The organism is Blautia faecis (genome assembly GCF_020554845.1).
GTDB classification, from domain to species: Bacteria; Bacillota; Clostridia; order Lachnospirales; family Lachnospiraceae; genus Blautia_A; species Blautia_A faecis.
This window is the reverse complement of sequence record NZ_JAJCIA010000076.1, coordinates 1-2314: the sequence shown is the minus strand read 5'-3', so window position 1 is coordinate 2314 and position 2314 is coordinate 1. Positions and strand designations below refer to the sequence as shown.

At 38.7% G+C, this 2314-nt stretch carries 3 protein-coding genes; all 3 read left to right on the top strand.

Annotated features, from left to right (window positions below):
* Positions 1-135 precede the first annotated feature (135 nt).
* The 3 genes from LIZ66_RS18215 (at position 136) to dprA (ending at position 2069) form a co-directional block, all read left to right on the top strand.
* Positions 136-738, top strand: coding sequence for a GTP pyrophosphokinase (locus LIZ66_RS18215; RefSeq protein ID WP_148463591.1), 603 nt, complete (start codon positions 136-138; stop codon positions 736-738).
* Positions 739-1021: 283 nt separating this feature from the next.
* Entirely contained in the window at positions 1022-1330 is a 309-nt protein-coding gene (locus tag LIZ66_RS18210) for a phosphoribosyltransferase (RefSeq protein ID WP_148463592.1), read from the top strand.
* A 13-nt stretch (positions 1331-1343) separates the two neighbouring features.
* Positions 1344-2069 (top strand): DNA-processing protein DprA, encoded by a 726-nt coding sequence (dprA, locus tag LIZ66_RS18205; RefSeq protein ID WP_173735417.1) that lies wholly within the window; start codon positions 1344-1346, stop codon positions 2067-2069.
* Positions 2070-2314 lie beyond the last annotated feature (245 nt).

Sequence of the window (2314 nt, the reverse complement as noted above, 5' to 3'; positions counted from 1 at the left end):
GTGAACTTTGTTCACAAAAAACGCCTCGCGGAACGTTACCAGTGAACAGTAACATTTATTTTCTGTTTATTTCGTTCTCACCAAATGAACACATTTATATAGTACCATGGGAAACGAGAAGGAGGGTTTTTACTTATGACTGACAAGGAGTATTATGAGCTTATTCAGCCGTATGAGGATGCGATGAAGCTATTGCTGACACGTCTGGAAGTGCTGAACCACTCTATTTATAAAACAAAGACGGGGAAACCCGTTCATAACATACAGTACCGGATCAAAAAGAAGGACAGCATTGAGGAAAAACTGGTGCGTCATGGCTTCGAGCCAACCTTGGAAAATGCCAAGGATCAGTTGCAGGATATTGCGGGGGTGCGTATTATCTGCTATTTTGTTGGGGATGTGAATAATCTGGTAAACATGTTAAAGAAGCAGCCCGACCTTATTTTCATCCGTGAGAGAAACTATATTGAGAACCCCAAGCCCAACGGTTATCGCAGCCATCATGTCATTCTCGGCGTAAATGTCTGCTGTCTGGATGCAAACGAATACTATCCGGTAGAAATCCAGCTGCGAACCATCTCCATGGACTTCTGGGCCGCCATGGAACACCGCGTCTCCTACAAGAAACAATACGACAACAAAGAACAACGTGTGGCCGAACTCCTTCAATACTCCAATATACTGGAAAAGATGGAAAAGGAGTTTGAGAAATATAATGATCATCCGGTTGAAATGTGAGTAGCAATCTGATAAAATAAAGAAAACATTTGTTCGAAGGAGGCTATAAACATGGTGTTTGTAAATGAAGCATGGAACGGAACTGGTGAAATTGTAGTTTACAGTAACTATCATAAATATTGGCTGGACAGAGAACGAAAGATAAAGAATCCATTGTTTGATGTGTTTAGCGGGAAAATATTGGATTTGAAGGATAAGAAACCATCGGCGATTAAATATTTTTACAATTTACTGGATTGTGAGATATGCCCCGGAGTAACTATTTGTGTGGTACCTTCCAGTAATGCGGAAAAAAAGAGAATCCGGAATTGGAAAACTAGGAGAAATGCTTGCTGCCAATGGAAGGGATAATAAAGTATATTTTTTAAGAAGAAGCCATTCAATCAACAAGCTTGCAACAGGAGGAAGCAGGAATCTGTCAGTTCATATGCAGTCTATTGATACGGTAGAGGATATAGACATAAGCGCAGACATTGTATTATTGATGGATGACGTAACTACAACTGGAAACTCTCTGTATGTCTGCAAAGAAATTTTATTAAATCGTGGAGCCGCTAATGTAGAAATGTTTGCATTGGGTAAGGCAATATAAAATGGAAAAGCTTATGGAAGAAAAGAAAACAACACTATGGCAGGAAATAAAAATCTGTCGAGTTGATGAAACAAATTATCCACATGATTTGAAAAAAATAAAAGACCGGCCAGAGGTTTTGTACTATAGAGGAAATATTGATATTTTGAATGAGCATAAAAGTATTGCGGTTGTAGGATCACGTAAGATATCGGCTGTAGGTGCTAAGTTGGCTTATAATGCGGGCAGTATTATAGGCAAAAATGGTTTTAATCTTGTAAATGGTCTTGCACTTGGCTGTGATGCAGAAGCTCTAAAGGGGGCTCTGGCAGCAGGGGGGAAATGCGCAGTGGTTCTTCCTTGCGGAATAAATGAAATATATCCGAAATCTAATCAATGGATTGCAGAAGAAGTTTTAAAGCAGGGCGGATGTCTTATTAGCGAATATCCCGAAGGAACAAGACCTGAGAAATATCGTTTCGTGCAGCGCGACCGACTTCAAAGTGGCATGTCTCAGGGGGTTCTGGTAGTAGAAGCTATGGAAAAAAGTGGTACTATGCATACTGCAGAGTATGCAAAAAAACAGAATCGCCGCCTGGCTTGTTATTATCACGGTTTGTTGAAATATTCTACAGGAAATAATGTTTTGGAGAATTTATATCAGGCAGCAGTGATTAAAACCAATGAGGATTTAGAGAACTATTTATGTGAAATTGCAGATATAGAAGAATATACGCAATTGAGTTTTGATTTTGTATAACTATTTCCCCACGAGAAACAGAAAAGCAGCATTGTTTCTCGTGGGAATTTTTATGTTCTGTTTTAGTACAAATTTTATTGAAAAATATTCTACATCATTTCTACTTTTTTATCTTATTTTTTGTACGGAATAAATGGCAAAAATGCCGTAGTTCGCATACTCTTTTCATATTCTAACAGTTGCGAAAGACCCTGACTTTTGCAGCTAAATGGATATAAAACACCCGTCAAACCCAGTAAATACAG

Excerpts from the sequence above, each read along its gene's own strand:
- dprA (WP_173735417.1), top strand. The coding sequence starts at position 1,344 with ATGGAAGAAAAGAAAACAACACTATGGCAGGAAATAAAAATCTGTCGA.
- LIZ66_RS18215 (WP_148463591.1), top strand. The coding sequence starts at position 136 with ATGACTGACAAGGAGTATTATGAGCTTATTCAGCCGTATGAGGATGCG.
- LIZ66_RS18210 (WP_148463592.1), top strand. The coding sequence starts at position 1,022 with ATGCGGAAAAAAAGAGAATCCGGAATTGGAAAACTAGGAGAAATGCTT.